The sequence below is a fragment of the Streptomyces ziwulingensis genome, from assembly GCF_039542605.1.
Classification (GTDB): Bacteria; Actinomycetota; Actinomycetes; order Streptomycetales; family Streptomycetaceae; genus Streptomyces; species Streptomyces ziwulingensis.
Map to the genome: position 1 here is coordinate 68,100 of NZ_BAABIG010000071.1, position 14,454 is coordinate 82,553.

Sequence of the window (14,454 nt, forward strand, 5' to 3'; positions counted from 1 at the left end):
GACTGCCGCAGAACCTTGAATTCCTGCCACGGCGAGTCCCGGCGGGTGCACACTGGCAGCATGCTGCGCAACGTCGCCGCCGTCCTGCTGGACGGCGCCCACCCGTTCGAACTCGGCGTCCTGTGCGAGGTCTTCGGCATCGACCGGAGCGACGAGGGGCTGCCGGTCTACGACTTCTCGGTGGTCTCCGCCGAGGGCCCGTCGCTGGGCACCCATGTCGGCGGACTGACGCTCTCCACGCCGTACGGCCTGGACCGGCTGGAGGAGGCGGACCTGATCGCCGTGCCGGCCGGCCGCGAGTACGCCCGCCGGGAGTACCCGCCGGAGCTGCTGGCCGCGCTGCGCCGGGCCGTCGGCCGGGGCACCCGGGTGCTGAGCGTCTGTTCCGGCGTCTTCGTGCTCGGTGCCGCCGGTCTGCTGGACGGGCGGCGCTGCGCGGCGCACTGGCGCCATGCCGGCGAACTGGCCCGGCAGTTCCCCCGGGCGAGCGTCGAGCCGGACGTGCTCTACGTCGACGAGGACCCGGTGATCACGTCGGCCGGCACGGCCGCCGGCATCGACGCCTGCCTGCACCTGGTACGCAAGGAGCAGGGCCCGGAGGTGGCCAACGGCATCGCCCGGCGCATGGTGGTGCCGCCGCACCGGGACGGCGGCCAGGCCCAGTACATCGAGCGTCCCCTGCCGCGTTCCTCCTGCGACACCGTCGGCGAGGTGCTGGCCTGGATGGAGGAGCACCTGGACCAGGAGGTCACGGTGGAGCGGCTCGCGGCCCGCGCGCACATGTCCCCGCGCACCTTCGCCCGCCGCTTCCAGCAGGAGACGGGCACCACGCCCTACCGCTGGCTGCTGCGCCAGCGCGTGCTGCTGGCCCAGCGCCTCCTGGAGGCGACCGACGAGACGATGGACGCGATCGCCTGGCGTACCGGGTTCGGCACGGCGGCGGCCCTGCGGCACCAGTTCGTCCGGACGCTGGACACCACCCCGCACGCCTACCGGCGCACGTTCAGGGGCCCCGAGGCCGCCTGAACGCGCGTGGTACGCCGGGCGCCGTACGCCGCCCGGTCAGCGGGGCAGCGCGCGCAGCTTCAGCCCGCGCGGCCGGAGCGTGATGCCGATCCGGGGCCGGGCGTCCGAGCCGGGCGCCTGCTCGAAACGGTAGGCGGTGGCGATCACCGCGCTGAGCAGCGTCAGCTCCGCCATCGAGAAGTGGTCGCTCGGGCACTTGCGGTTGCCCACGCTGAACGGGCTCATCGCGTACCTGGGCACCGCCTCGGCCCGCCCGGCGAGCCAGCGGTCGGGGTCGAACTCCTCGTGCCGCTCGTAGGACCGCGGATCGCGCTGTATGGCGTACGGGCTGTAGATGACGTCCGCCCCCGCCGGAATGCGGTACCCGCCGAGGTCCGTGTCGGCGACCGTCCGCCGGGTGAGAATCCATACGGCGGGATACAGCCGCATTGTCTCTACGACGACATTCGCGGTGTACGTCAGCTTTCGTACGTCCTCGAATGCGACCGGCCGGTCCCCGACGACCGCTTTCACCTCGTCGCGGATCTTGTCACCCAGTTCCGGGTGCTCGGCGAGAACCAGGAGGAGTGACATGATCGTGGAACCGACCGTTTCGCTGCCCGGGGTGAGAATCGCGATGACCTGATCGTGGATCTCCTGTTCCCCAATGGGCTCGCCATTCTCGTCCTTCGCCTCCAGCAAAGCCGTCAGCAAATCGTCCGGTTTCCGGTCGCCGGCCCGCCGGTCGGCGACGATCTCGTCGACCAGGAGATGCAAATCAGCCAAGGCGCGGTTGAATTCGCGGTTGCTCGGCAGGGGGACGCGATAAAGCGGCCCGAGGGGCACCACCATGCGCTGGTACATGCCGCTGAACAGCGTGGCGAGGTCGGCGCAGATCCGCTCGGCGCGGGCGTCCATGTAGCTGCCGCGCATCAGGCAGCGGGCGGCGACCCGGACGGCCACGCGGAAGGACTCGTCGGTGATGTCGAGGACCTGGCCGGCCCCCCAGCGCTCGACGAGCGCGTACGCCTCCTGGGTCATGATCGGCCCGTAGGCGGGGATCGCGTCGAGCCGGAAGGCGGGCTGGATGGTGCGCCGCTGGCGCCGGTGGAGCGGGCCGTTCGCCGTGGCCACGCCCTCCTTGCCGAGCAGGCTCTCCAGGGACTCCCAGAGCGGGCCGGCGATGATGTAGTCGGGGCTGAGCGCCAGCGAGCCGGTCAGGTCGGGGGTGGTGACGGCGTACACCGTCTTCGGGCCGAGCCGGATGCGGACCACGTCGCCGTGGTCGCGCAGTTGGGACATGAAGGCCAGCGGGTCGCGGACCAGTTTCAGGCCGTGGCCGAGGAGGGGGACGCCACCGCCCGCCACGGGGGGTTCGCGCAGCTCGGCCGCGGCTCCGGTTCGGGGCTCCGGGTGGACGGACTCGACGGTCATTTCTCACCTGCCGCTTCGTTGTCGACGTACGGGGGCGTGGCCCGGTCCTCCCAGTTGTCGACCATGTACCGGCCGGACTCGTGGTGGAACCAGTAGACCGAACTGAACCAGTTCCGCATATTGGTCACACAGGACTGCACGGCAGTCCCGAGTTCCTTTCCGCGTACCGTTCCGTCGGTGAGTTCTTCGGCGAACCACAGTACCTCCTCCTCGGCGATCAGGAATTCGCTGATGCATTCCTCGATACGCCGCCTGAGTTCCGCGATCGCCTGTTCCAGGGTCAGTCCCTCATGGGTGATGAGACTGATTCCGAGATTGTGGACCTCGTCGCCCGCCAGTTCTTTGGGAAGCGAACAGAGGTCGTTGTACCAGGCGGCGAATTCCTGGCTGAGAAGCGCCGCCCGGCGGTAGGCCGGGTGTTTCCGCACGGTGTCCGGCAGTTCACGGCCCGCGCTCGGCTCCAGCAGATCGGTCCAGATCCAGTGCGCGAAGGTGAGCCGCCGCAGCGCGAGGTACTCCTCGACGCCCGGCACGATGCCGCGGGTGCGGTTGTGGAACTCCTGGTCGTACGCGTCGATCACCTCGTGGAAGTGGCGGGCGAACCGCGCGTTCCAGGTGGCCGGCAGGAAGGCGTACAGCCGCAGCACACTGTCGGCGAACCCCGCGACCAGGGCGTCCTCGTGGTGCAGGTGGTGCCGGGGGGACTCCAGCACGGTGTGCAGCAGGCCGCGCAGCCGTCGCCAGGCGCCGGGACGGTGGTGGACGACATCGCGGTCGTGCCGGTCGTCCCAGACGAAGAACCAGGCGCTGAAGTCCGCTATGGCCTGGAGCACCTCCTCGGCGGCACCGAGATAGAACCCGGCCATGAGGTCCGTGTAGCACAGGCCATCGGCATATTCCGCCACCTTGTCCGCGGACATGAGGCGCTTTTCCAGCAGCCAGGTACGGGTCTGCTCCTGGAGCCTCGGCCAATAGGGGTGCAGTTGCCTCGGAAAGGCCGCCTCGATCACCGGAAGGGAGAGTGCGGGTGGGACCGCGATCGCCATCGGTGTCGATGTGGTGCCGGGTGGGAAAGCATGCACGGACAAACCCCTCTCAGCCGCCGGTGACGCACTCCTCCCGCTGGGCTGGGTGTGCGCCGTTGCGTATCCCCGCACTGCCTATTCAGCACCACAACTGACCACTGGGGGAACGGATTTGCTCCATTCGCCACCTCAGGGTGCCGGAATTCTCCTGGTGTGTAACACCTTTCGGGGCAAATTCGCACGAACGGCGCCTGTTGCGGGTGGGGTTCCCGAACAGGCGCCGTACGAGGGGGGTGCGAGGGGCGGCCGGTGTGCCTCAGTCGTTCGCGACCACCGGATAACGCGGTTCGTTCTCGGCCATCTGCCGCAGGGCGTCCTTGCGCTCCCGCTTGGAGAGCCGGTCGATGTAGAGGTAGCCGTACAGGTGGTCGGTCTCGTGCTGCAAACACCGCGCGAAGTACCCGCTGCCGCGCACCTTGATCGGGTTGCCCCGCTCGTCCTGGCCGGTCACCTCGGCGTAGTCGGGGCGGGCGAGGGGGGCGTAGGCGGTCGGTACGGACAGGCAGCCCTCGTTGCTGTCGTCGAGCCGGCGCGACTCGGCGGGCAGTTCGACGATGCGGGGGTTGCAGACCACGCCGGTGTGGCGGACGCCCTCGTCGTCGGGGCAGTCGTAGACGAAGACCTTGAGGTCGACGCCGATCTGGTTGGCGGCCAGGCCCACGCCCTCGGCGGTGCGCTGGCTGGCGAACATGTCCGCGACCAGTTGCTGGAACTCCTCGCCGAAGTCGGTGACGTCCCGGCACTCCTTGTGCAGCACGGGGTTGCCGACCACGGTGATCGGCCGCGAGGTGCCGCGCCCGCGCCAGGCCGCCTCGCGCTCCTCGCACTCCGCCGTGTCGACGACGTACCCCTCGTCGTCCACGGGGAGCACGCCCGCGTGCTGCTGATCGGTGTCCTGCTGCGCCATGACCGACGTACGCCTTCCGTCAAACTGGAGAAATATGCAAGGTACAGCCTAAAGCCGGGCGGAATCCGCTCAGCAGACCTCTTCGAGATCCCGCCAGTCCCGGGACTCCGGCGAGTCCGCCACCCACCCGTCCAGCAGCCCCCGTACCAGCGCGGCCGGCGCCGCCACCCCGCACTCGCGCTCGGGCACCCAGAGCTGCCCGTCGGTGCGGTGGCCGAGCGGACCGGGGTGACCGGGCTCACTGTGGTCGTGCGGGTCGAGGTGCTCGCCGTCGCCCTCGTCGGAGGGCATCCGCGACTCCGAGCACATCCGGCACAGCAGCCGCACCGACGACGACCAGTCCTCGGCGGCGAAGCCCGCGTCCGCGGCGAGCTGCTCCAGCGCGTCCCGGTCGGTCTCGGTGGCGGCCTCCAGCAGGACCACCCAGGTGGGCACCGGCGAGGGCGCCCACAGCTCGATCTCGTCGAAGACCGGGTAGGCGTGCCCGGCGGCGGTGGTCCGCTCGCCGTGCGGTACTCCGTCGTGGAGCACGACCTCGCCCCAGCGCCGCCCGGAGGACGGCAGCGGGATCGACAGCACCTCGATCCGGGCGGGGTCCAGGCGCCGCCCCCACACCACCTCGGCCTCCCCCTCGGGGGAGAGCCGCACCGCCGCGCTGCCCAGCTCCATGCCGAGCGGTTCACCGGCGTCGGTGGCACCGCCCGGCGGCCGCAGCCCGTACGCCTGCCAGGCCCGGCGGGCCAGCGGCCAGTCCTGCAGCGCGGTGGCGGCGATGCCGACGTTCCACCAGTCGGGGGCCCCGGCGTCGCGGTCCAGCAGGGCCACGGCTCGCAGCCCGGCGGTGCGGGCCTGCTCCCAGTCGTGCCGGAACTTGTGCAGCAGCGCGAGGTTGAACCAGGACTCCGACAGCCACGGCTCCAGATCGGCGGCCCGCGTCAGCAGCGCCCCCGCGTCCTCGTACCGTCCGTCGCCGATCAGCGTGAACGCGCGGTCCGTGGCCTGCCGCCAGGAGGCGGAGGGCCGGTGCCGTCCCTTGCCGAAGATCCTCACGATTCCCGCCTGCCAGTTCCGTTCAGTGGGCTGGCCATGCCCCCGGACACCCTCTTCTTCGCATCCAACCATGTACGGCCGGAACGTCGCTCATTACCCATGGGTTACCCCACCGGGGGAGAGGTAAGGCCGCCTCGGGACACCACCCGGGCCAGTGCGGCCACGACTTCGGGAGCGTAGTCGCCCGCGGGGGCCAGGCGCAGCTCCGCCAGGGCGGCCGGGCCGCCGCCGGGTCCGGCGTCCCGCGCCCGCTCCTCGTAGGCGTTGACCGCGCGCACGATCCGGGCCGCGACCGGCTGTTCGCGGTGCGGGTCGGCCTGCCGCTCCACCACCACCGCCACCGCGTCGGCCACGCCGGTCCGGCGGACGACCGCGCCGCCGAGCCGCGCGATCCGGCGCTGTTCGGCGGCGGGCAGCCGCGCGGTGGCCCCGGCCGGCACCGGGTCGACCAGGCTGAGCTGCCCGATGTCGTGCATCAGCGCCGCGTACTCCAGCACGGTCAGCTCGGGTCCGGACAGTCCCAGCTCCCGCCCCACCGCCCCGCTCAGCGCGGCGACGCGGTGGGCGTGCCCGGCCGGTGTGTGTCCGGCGACCTCGGTGGCCCGGGCCAGCGAGGCGATGGTCTGCCGGTAGGTGGCGCGGACCGCGGCGCAGCGCCGGTAGGAGAGCTGGGCGAGCAGCAGCGGCACGGAGAAGACGGGCAGCGCCCACAGCCCGACGACGGCCACCGCGAGCGCCATCACCGCGCCGGTGGCGCAGACCGCGGCGGTGATCCCGACCCGGCCGCGCAGTTCTTCGCGCAGCAGCGGGCCGAAGGGCCGGCCGGTGCGGGCGCGGGCGGTCCCGGCGGCGAGCACGGCGTCGCAGAGCACGGTCAGCGCGAGCAGCGCCAGGAGCAGCAGCGGGTAGGCCGGGCCCTCCCAGCCCTGGAAGGCGCCCCGGTTGTAGAGGGGCTGGAAGCAGACCGCGGCGAAGGCGACGGTGAGCACGCGCCGGGCCGCCTCGTCCGCTCCGGGCTCCGGGCCCAGGGCGAGGTGCGGCACGCTGCCGAGCAGCGAGGCGGCGACCACGACGGTGACGGTCTGGGCGACGCCGTGGTGGGTGGGGTGTCCGGCGACCTCGCCGAGCAGCGCGTAGGCGAGCGCGCCGGCCGCGCCGAGCGGCGCGGCCTCCCGGACCCCGGCGCCGGGGCGGCGGAGCAGCTCGCCGAGGACGACGAGCGCGCCGAAGGCGAGGGCGACGGGGCGTTCGGCCACTCCGTCGCCCAGGACGCGGGCGAGGCAGCCGACGGCGACGAGGACCGCGAGGGCGCGGACCGTCAGGACGGCGGGCGGGGGGCGGGTGGAGGGCGCCGATGTCATGGCGCCTTCCGTGCGGCGCCGTCCCGCGGCTCACCTGGGCCGGGGACCGGCGGGGGCTGTGTGACCGCCGGTCGCCACCCCCAGCGTCCGAGCGCCCGGACCAGGGCCGCGACCATCCGCGGATCGAACTGCGCGCCCGCGCAGCGCCGCAGTTCCGTCAGGGCCGCCGGCACCGGGCGGGCCCTGCGGTAGGAGCGGTTGGAGGTCATCGCGTCGAACGCGTCCGCGACCGCCACCACCCGTGCCGACTCCGGGATCTGGGCCCCGGCCAGCCCGTACGGGTAGCCGCTGCCGTCCAGCCGCTCGTGATGGTGGAGCACGGCGGCGCGGGCCTCGCCGAGGAAGCGGATGCCGCGGACCATCTCGTGGCCGTACTCGGGGTGGAGTTCGATCACGCGCCGCTCCTCGGGGGTCAGCGGCCCGTCCTTGCGGAGCAGCCGGGTGGGGACCCCGAGCTTGCCCACGTCGTGCAGGATCCCGGCGAAGCGGAGCGTCTCCACCCGTTCGTCGTCCATGCCCAGCTCACGGGCGATCATCATCGAGGCGTGCCCGACCCGCTCGCTGTGCCCGCGCGTGTACCCGTCCTTGATGTCGACGGCGTGCACCAGCGCCCGGATGGTCGCCCGGTGGGCGGCGCGCTCCCGGTGGTACTGGGCCAGCGCCCACCACGCCACGTACATCGGCAGCAGCACCAGCAGTGCGGCGACCGGGCCGTAGGGGCTGCGCCAGAGCACGGCCATCATCAGACCGGCGAGGCCGTGCACGGCGAGCGGGGCGAGCGACCCGGCGGACGGGACCAGTGACCCGGCGGACGGCCGGGGCCGGGCGCGGCGCGCGGGCCGCGTGGCCGGGCTCCGCACGCCGAGTGCCGACAGGCCGCCGTCCAGCAGGGTCAGCGCCAGGCAGAAGGCGAGCACGGCGGCCGTGGCCGAACCGAGGGCGTACGGGAAGTCGGGCGCCACCACCGCGTCGCGCCCGCCCAGTCCCCAGTGCACCCGGGCCGCCGCCCAGGTGGCGAGCGAGAGCCGCGCGGCCCGCCACACCCGCCGCAGCGCGCGGGCCCGCCCTTCGACGGGCGAGAGCAGCGCGCCGGCCAGCGGGGCGAGGGCGGCGGCGGGCGGCGCCAGCAGGAAGGCCGCGGCGAGCAGCACCGGGTAGCAGGGGCCGGCCGCGCGGGACCGGGTGAGGCACTCGCAGCCCGTGTACAGCGCGGCCGGCAGTGCCACCGCCCACCAGGGCGTGTGCACCGCCGGCAGCGGACACAGACAGACGAGGGCACCGAGGGCGACACCGGCGACGTACACACGTGCCCGTGCCGGTACCGCCTCCATGAGCCCCTCCCCGGACATGCTCCCGTCAGGCTCCGCAGAGCCTAGGACGGACCGAGGGGGGTGAGCGGGCCGACGGCCCGCGTTAGCACGTTCGAGTGACGCCGGGCGTCGCTCAGGACTCGCGGGGCGTGGCGGGAGCGGCCGTGACGTCGTGGTCGGTTCCGGCCGTGACGTCGTGGTCGGGCACGGCCTCGCCGCTGCGGATCAGCTCGATCCGGCCCATGACCTTGGAGCGCAGGTCACCGGGGACGTCGTCCTGGCCGCAGCAGCGCTTGACCAGCTTCTTGACGGCCTGCTCCAGCCCGTACTTCTCCAGGCAGGGCGAGCACTCCTCGAAGTGCACCTCGAACTTGCTGCACTCCGTGTCCGGCATCTCCCGGTCGAGAAACTCATAGAGATGACCGAGGATTTCGCTGCAATCCGTCTCGTGCGACTCTCCGCAGCTCATGACGCCGAGCCTTTCGCTTCGTTCGACTCTCCAGCGCCGGCCGGGACCAGACCCCGGTCCCGGGCGTAGTCCTCCAGCATGCCGCGCAACTGGCGGCGACCCCGGTGCAACCGCGACATCACGGTCCCGATGGGTGTCCCCATGATGTCCGCGATCTCCTTGTAGGCAAAGCCCTCCACGTCCGCCAAATACACGGCGATCCGGAACTCCTCGGGGATCGCCTGCAGGGCCGACTTCACGTCCGAGTCGGGCAGGTGGTCGAGCGCCTGCGACTCCGCCGAGCGCAGCCCCGTCGACATGTGCGACTCGGCGCGGGCGAGCTGCCAGTCCTCGATCTCCTCGGCCGCGCTGCGCTGCGGTTCGCGCTGCTTCTTGCGGTACGAGTTGATGAAGGTGTTGGTGAGGATCCGGTACAGCCACGCTTTGAGGTTGGTGCCCTCGCGGAACTGGTGGAAGGACGCGTACGCCTTGGCGTACGTCTCCTGCACCAGGTCCTCGGCGTCGGCCGGGTTGCGCGTCATGCGCAGCGCGGCCGAGTACATCTGGTCGAGGAACTCGAGCGCGTCCCGCTCGAAGCGCGCGCTGCGCTCCGCGGTCGACTCCGTGCCCGTGCCGCCCCGGCCCTCGGGCTGCTCCGCCTGGCCGTTGTCGGTCCCTGCGTCGGTACCGGTGACCGGACCCACCTCCTCGAATGCCGTCATGGGGCCGAAACCGGTCCCACTCGAATCGGAGGATAGACGACTTCCCGGTCCGCCCGCCGCCCGGGCAGGGACGGTCGTCGCCGCGTGCAGCACCGACCACTCCAGGTCGGGACGACTGCCACGGGCCGGGCAGAAGGTGGAACCCATGCGGCGGACTTCCTCTCTACGGCATGGCTGCTGGTGGCCCCAGCACGTACATCCCGCACAACAGCCGGGGTACGCCGCTCATTCCCTGGAGTTCACTCCAGTGACCCGGTCCACTTCACGACCGCGTCGGTGAGGTGTGCGAGGGCCTCGTCCTGGGTGAGCGGGGCCCGCTCGGGGACGGCGAAGCCGTGGTCGGCGTAGGGCACCTCGACCAGTTCGTGGGGTCCGTCGGGGAACTCCGCCGGCCTGCCGAAGGGGTCCTTGCCGCCTTGGACGACGAGGGTGGGGACACCGGCGCCCAGCAGCTCACCGGCCCGGGACTTCTCCGGCCGGCCCGGGGGGTGCAGCGGGAAACTGAGGGCGAGGACGGCGCGCGCGCCCAGTTCGGCGGCGGTCCGGCAGGCCACCCGCGCGCCGGCGCTGCGCCCGCCGGAGACGACCGGCCGGCCGGGTGCGGCGAGCGCGGGCCAGATGCCGCGCCAGCCGGTGTCCAGCGTCCTGGGCGCGGGTGCCAGCTTCTTTCCCGCCACCCGCCAGGGCTGCTCCACCAGGGCGACGGTGACGCCGTGGGCGGGCAGGGTGTGCGCCAGCGCCTGGAGGTCGCGGGCCTCGATGCCGCCGCCGGCGCCGTGCGAGACGCCCAGGACGAGCCGCGCGTTCCGGGCCTCGTACCAGGTGACGCGGGCCGGGCCGGCATCCGTGTCGATGTTCTCGGTGTTCTCGGCGTTCCCGGCGTTCCCGGCGTTCCCGGTGTTCCCGGTGTTCTCGGTCCTCACGTCAGAAGAGTGTGCCCGCTTCCGGCGCGGCCAGCTCCTTCAGCAGCTCCGGACCGTTGTTGCGGACGTTGCTGACGGCGGTGGAGACGGGGAAGGCGCGCAGCAGTCCGGCGGGCGGCGGCGCCAGCAGGGGCAGCAGGTCACCGGGGTCGGTACGGGCGGGGTCGAGCCAGTCGTCCCACTGCGGCGGGGTCAGCATCAGCGGCATCCGCGGATGGATGTCGGCCAGTGACCGGGGCCCCTCGGCGGGGGCGGCGGCCAGCGGGGTCCGTTCCGCCTCCGTCGTGATCACCGAGCACGTCACCCACCAGGCCGACGGGTGGTCGTCGGGGAGGGTCCGGTCCCGCCAGAACTCGTAGAGTCCGGCCATCGCGAACACCGAACCGTCGGCCGGTGTCACGAAGTACGGCTGCTTGCGGGGCCGCTTGCGGCGGCCCTCGACCTCCAGTTCGCGCTCCTCGGCGCCGGTGACCCACTCGTAGTAGCCGTCGGCGGGCACGAGGCAGCGCCGGGTGGCGAAGGCGCGGCGGTAGGAGGGCTTCTCGTGCACGGTCTCCGCGCGGGCGTTGATCATCCGGGCGGCGCCCTCGGGTGTCTTGGCCCAGGAGGGGACCAGCCCCCACCTGAGTTTGCGCAGTTGGCGAACCGGCCGCGGGTCGCCGGCGTCCTTCAGGGGACGGTCCAGGACGACGTGGATCTCCTTGGTCGGGGCCACGTTGTAATCGGGCTCAAGGGTCTCTGCGGGCTCCCACTTCTCGATCTCAAAGGCTGCCGCGAGATCCTCGGGCCCACGACTGGCTGCAAACCGTCCGCACATACGTGCCACACTGCCAGACTCCGCGCACACGGGAGGGGCCCGCACCGCACATGAACAGCACCGCCATCGCCTCAGTCACCTCGCTGTGGGACGAGGTCTCCGGCACCCAGCCCGACCCCGACCTGTGGGTGGTGATCGCGACGCTGGTCGCCGCGCTCGCGGTGGTCGTGCCGCACACCCTGTGGCGGATAGCGCGCAACGCCGTCACCATCGCCCACGAGGGCGGCCACGGCCTGGTGGCGCTGCTCACCGGACGGCAGCTCACCGGCATCCGGCTGCACTCGGACACCAGCGGCCTGACGGTGAGCCGCGGCAAGCCGCACGGCCTCGGCATGATCCTCACCGCCGCCGCCGGTTACACCGCTCCCCCGCTGCTCGGCCTCGGCGGCGCCGCCCTGCTCGCCATGGGGCGCATCACACTGCTGCTGTGGCTGGCCACCGGGCTGCTGGTCGCCCTGCTGGTGATGATCCGCAACGCCTACGGGGCGCTGACCGTGGTCCTCGCCGGTTCCACCTTCGTGCTGGTGTCCTGGCTGGCCGGTCCGCAGGTGCAGGCGGCGTTCGCGTACGCGGTGGTGTGGTTCCTGCTGCTCGGCGGGGTGCGTCCGGCCTTCGAACTCCAGGCGAAGCGGGCCCGGGGCGGGGCCGGGGACTCGGACGCCGACCAGTTGGCGCGGCTGACGCACGCCCCGGCCGGCATCTGGTTCTTCCTGTTCCACGCGGTGTCGCTGTGCTCGCTGATCGGCGGGGGCCGCTGGCTGCTGGAGTGGTGAACCGGACCGTCGCAGGCGTCCGGTGCGGGCCGCCGCCAGGGGTGCGGCCGGGGTCCCTGAGAGGGGCGCGGCCGGGAGCGCGACTGGGGGCGCGGTCAGGGGCGCTCGCATAAATGCACGGCACATACCATGCCGCTGTTTCGGTCCGGTTTCAGCGTTTTTTATCAGGATCTCCGTTCGGTCTCAGCCACTAAAGTGGGGCCCATGACGCTGAACCCCGCGCACACCGCCCACTGGCCCGCCCCGCACGCGAGCGGAGCCGTCGACGCGACCGTCCATGTGCCCGGGTCCAAATCGGTCACCAATCGCGCCCTGGTGCTGGCCGCTCTCGCCTCCGAGCCCGGCTGGCTGCGCCGCCCGCTGCGCTCGCGCGACACCCTGCTGATGGCCGGCGCGCTGCGTGAGCTGGGCGTGGGCATCGAGGAGGGCGTCGGCCCGGACGGCAGCGGTGAGTGCTGGCGGGTCATCCCGGCGGCCCTGCACGGTCCCGCCACCATCGACGTGGGCAACGCCGGCACCGTGATGCGCTTCCTGCCGCCGGTCGCCGCGCTGGCCGACGGCCCGGTCCGCTTCGACGGCGACCCGCGTTCCTACGAGCGTCCGCTGCACGGCGTGATCGACGCCCTGCGCGTGCTGGGCGCCCGCATCGACGACGACAGCCGCGGCGCGCTGCCGCTGACCGTGCACGGCGCCGGCGGCATCGACGGCGGCACGGTCCGTGTCGACGCCTCCTCGTCCTCCCAGTTCGTCAGCGCGCTGCTGCTCTCCGGCCCGCGCTACAACCAGGGCGTCGAGGTCCGCCACACCGGCTCGACACTGCCGTCGATGCCGCACATCCGGATGACGGTGGACATGCTCCGCGCGGTCGGCGCCCAGGTCGACACCCCCGAGTCGGGCGGCGAGCCGAACGTCTGGCGGGTGACGGCGGGCGCGCTGCTCGGCCGCGACCTGACCGTCGAGCCGGACCTGTCCAACGCCCAGCCCTTCCTCGCGGCGGCGCTGGTGACCGGCGGCCGGGTCGTGATCCCGGACTGGCCGGCCCGCACCACCCAGCCCGGCGACCGGCTGCGCGAGATCTTCACCGAGATGGGCGGTTCCTGCGAACTGACCGACCGCGGCCTGGTGTTCACCGGTTCGGGCGCGGTGCACGGCATCGACGTGGACCTCGGCGAGGTCGGCGAGCTGACCCCGGGCATCGCGGCCGTCGCCGCCCTCGCGGACTCCCCCTCGACGCTGCGCGGCGTGGCCCACCTGCGCCTGCACGAGACGGACCGCCTGGCGGCCCTCACCAAGGAGATCAACGAACTCGGCGGCGACGTCACCGAGACCGCCGACGGCCTGCACATCCGTCCGCGTCCGCTGCACGGCGGCGTCTTCCACACCTACGAGGACCACCGCATGGCGACGGCCGGCGCGATCATCGGCCTCGCGGTCCAGGACGTGGAGATCGAGAACGTGGCGACGACGGCGAAGACCCTGCCGGACTTCCCCCACCTGTGGGCCGGGATGCTCGGGGCATAGGGGTCACCGCCATGCGCCGCTACGGCAAGAACACCGACGAGGACGACATCCGCACCCGTCCGGGCCGCCGCAACACCCGTCCCCGGACGAACATCCGGCCCAAACACGAGGACGCCGCCGAGGGCATGGTCCTCACCGTCGACCGGGGCCGGCTGACCTGCCTCGTCGACGGCCAGATCGTGATGGCGATGAAGGCCCGCGAACTGGGCCGCAAGGCGGCGATCGTCGGCGACCGGGTGGCGATCGTCGGTGACCTGTCCGGCAAGAAGGACAGCCTGGCACGGATCGTCCGCATCGAGAAGCGCACCTCGGTGCTGCGCCGCACCGCCGACGACGACGACCCCTACGAGCGCGTCGTCGTCGCCAACGCCGACCAGCTCGCCATCGTCACCGCCCTCGCCGACCCCGAACCGCGCCCCCGCCTCATCGACCGCTGCCTGGTCGCGGCGTTCGACGGCGGCCTCACCCCGCTGCTGGTGCTGACCAAGTCGGACCTGGCCCCGCCGGACCAACTCCTGGAGCTCTACGGCGACCTGGACATCCCCTACGTCGTCACCAGCCGCGCGGAGCTGGAGCAGGGCGCCGCCGCCGACCGGGTGCACGAGCATCTGGTCGGCAAGATCACCGCCTTCGTCGGCCACTCCGGTGTCGGCAAGACGACCCTGGTCAACGCGCTGGTGCCGCGGGACCGGCGGCGCAGCACGGGCCAGGTGAACGCGGTGACGGGCCGGGGCCGGCACACCACCACCTCGGCGCTCGCGCTGCCGCTCGCGGACCCGGAGAGCTGGGTCGTCGACACCCCGGGCGTACGGTCGTTCGGGCTGGCCCACATCGACCCGTCGCGGGTGATCCTCGCCTTCCCCGACCTGGTGCCCGGCACGGCGGGCTGCCCCCGCGCGTGCAGCCACGACGAGCCGGACTGCGCGCTGGACGCGTGGGTGGCCGAGGGACACGCCGACCCGGCACGGCTGTACTCGCTGCGCCGGCTGCTGGCGACGCGGGAGGCCACGGAGGGCGACTGACCCGCCGTGGCCGCTCGCGCGGGGGGGCGACCGACCCGCCGTATCCGCTCTCGCGGCGGGCGACCGACCCGCCGTG

General features: G+C 72.7%; 14 protein-coding genes. 4 read left to right on the top strand and 10 right to left on the bottom strand.

Annotated features, from left to right (window positions below; translation table 11 throughout):
- The first annotated feature begins 60 nt into the window (after window positions 1–60).
- Window positions 61–1,026, top strand: coding sequence for a GlxA family transcriptional regulator (locus ABEB00_RS29165; protein ID WP_345623475.1), 966 nt, complete (start codon window positions 61–63; stop codon window positions 1,024–1,026).
- A 36-nt stretch (window positions 1,027–1,062) separates the two neighbouring features.
- Here the strand turns inward: ABEB00_RS29165 and ABEB00_RS29170 are convergent, their stop codons facing one another.
- The 10 genes from ABEB00_RS29170 to ABEB00_RS29215 form a co-directional block, all read right to left on the bottom strand.
- Window positions 1,063–2,439, bottom strand: coding sequence for a bifunctional albaflavenone monooxygenase/terpene synthase (locus ABEB00_RS29170; RefSeq protein ID WP_345623477.1), 1,377 nt, complete (start codon window positions 2,437–2,439; stop codon window positions 1,063–1,065).
- Window positions 2,436–3,521 carry an epi-isozizaene synthase gene (gene cyc1, locus ABEB00_RS29175; protein WP_345623479.1) on the bottom strand — a complete coding sequence of 362 codons (1,086 nt, stop codon included), beginning with the start codon at window positions 3,519–3,521 and terminating at the stop codon, window positions 2,436–2,438. The genes ABEB00_RS29170 and cyc1 overlap by 4 nt, the downstream gene beginning before the upstream one ends.
- 259 nt (window positions 3,522–3,780) lie before the next feature.
- Window positions 3,781–4,431 (bottom strand): peptide deformylase, encoded by a 651-nt coding sequence (def, locus tag ABEB00_RS29180; RefSeq protein WP_345623480.1) that lies wholly within the window; start codon window positions 4,429–4,431, stop codon window positions 3,781–3,783.
- Window positions 4,432–4,500: 69 nt separating this feature from the next.
- The gene (locus ABEB00_RS29185; RefSeq protein WP_345623482.1) at window positions 4,501–5,481 is read right to left on the bottom strand and encodes a tetratricopeptide repeat protein; all 981 of its coding nucleotides are present in this window, start codon (window positions 5,479–5,481) and stop codon (window positions 4,501–4,503) included.
- 104 nt (window positions 5,482–5,585) lie between these two features.
- On the bottom strand, window positions 5,586–6,842 hold the full coding sequence (locus ABEB00_RS29190; RefSeq protein WP_345623483.1) for an HD-GYP domain-containing protein: 1,257 nt from the start codon (window positions 6,840–6,842) through the stop codon (window positions 5,586–5,588).
- On the bottom strand, window positions 6,839–8,173 hold the full coding sequence (locus tag ABEB00_RS29195; protein WP_345623485.1) for an HD-GYP domain-containing protein: 1,335 nt from the start codon (window positions 8,171–8,173) through the stop codon (window positions 6,839–6,841). Before ABEB00_RS29195 ends, ABEB00_RS29190 begins: the two co-directional genes overlap by 4 nt.
- 112 nt (window positions 8,174–8,285) lie before the next feature.
- A complete protein-coding gene (rsrA, locus tag ABEB00_RS29200; RefSeq protein WP_345623487.1) occupies window positions 8,286–8,621 on the bottom strand; it encodes a mycothiol system anti-sigma-R factor in 336 nt (111 codons plus the stop codon).
- On the bottom strand, window positions 8,618–9,304 hold the full coding sequence (gene sigR, locus ABEB00_RS29205) for an RNA polymerase sigma factor SigR (protein ID WP_345623565.1): 687 nt from the start codon (window positions 9,302–9,304) through the stop codon (window positions 8,618–8,620). Before sigR ends, rsrA begins: the two co-directional genes overlap by 4 nt.
- 257 nt (window positions 9,305–9,561) lie before the next feature.
- Window positions 9,562–10,245, bottom strand: coding sequence for an alpha/beta hydrolase family protein (locus tag ABEB00_RS29210; RefSeq protein WP_345623488.1), 684 nt, complete (start codon window positions 10,243–10,245; stop codon window positions 9,562–9,564).
- 1 nt (window position 10,246) lies between these two features.
- Window positions 10,247–11,062, bottom strand: coding sequence for an SOS response-associated peptidase (locus ABEB00_RS29215; protein ID WP_345623489.1), 816 nt, complete (start codon window positions 11,060–11,062; stop codon window positions 10,247–10,249).
- A gap of 50 nt (window positions 11,063–11,112) precedes the next feature.
- Here ABEB00_RS29215 and ABEB00_RS29220 point away from each other — a divergent pair, with 50 nt between their 5' ends.
- From ABEB00_RS29220 to rsgA, 3 genes are all read left to right on the top strand, one after another.
- Window positions 11,113–11,835, top strand: a complete 723-nt coding sequence (locus tag ABEB00_RS29220; protein ID WP_345623490.1) for a M50 family metallopeptidase — start codon at window positions 11,113–11,115, stop codon at window positions 11,833–11,835.
- Between the two features lie 204 nt (window positions 11,836–12,039).
- Entirely contained in the window at window positions 12,040–13,356 is a 1,317-nt protein-coding gene (gene aroA, locus ABEB00_RS29225) for a 3-phosphoshikimate 1-carboxyvinyltransferase (protein WP_345623492.1), read from the top strand.
- Between the two features lie 11 nt (window positions 13,357–13,367).
- A complete protein-coding gene (gene rsgA, locus ABEB00_RS29230; RefSeq protein ID WP_345623494.1) occupies window positions 13,368–14,378 on the top strand; it encodes a ribosome small subunit-dependent GTPase A in 1,011 nt (336 codons plus the stop codon).
- Window positions 14,379–14,454 lie beyond the last annotated feature (76 nt).